This window comes from Sphingomonas sp. LH128, from assembly GCF_000293195.2.
GTDB classification, from domain to species: domain Bacteria; phylum Pseudomonadota; class Alphaproteobacteria; order Sphingomonadales; family Sphingomonadaceae; genus Novosphingobium; species Novosphingobium resinovorum_A.
Genome location: NZ_ALVC01000594.1, coordinates 1 through 216, shown reverse-complemented (window position 1 = coordinate 216; position 216 = coordinate 1). Strand labels below are relative to the sequence as shown.

Here is a 216-nt window from a genome sequence, read left to right as displayed (position 1 = left end):
CAGGGCGGCCAGCAGGTCGGGCTGACCTCCAAGGCGATCGACGGCACCAAGGTTTCGGCGACCGCCCTCGACGTGACCGACGCCACGAAGGCGGCGACCACGCTTACCAACGTCGATGCCGCGCTGTCGGACGTCAACGCCACCCGCGCCTCGCTGGGTGCCGGCCAGAACCGCCTCGAATCGGCGATCAACAACCTGACCAACACCACCACCAAC

The 216-nt window shown here is 68.1% G+C and carries 1 protein-coding gene; it reads left to right on the top strand.

Annotated elements, in window-relative coordinates:
• Positions 1 to 216: flagellin (locus LH128_RS30485; RefSeq protein WP_008833546.1), on the top strand; the 216-nt coding region annotated here is incomplete at both ends.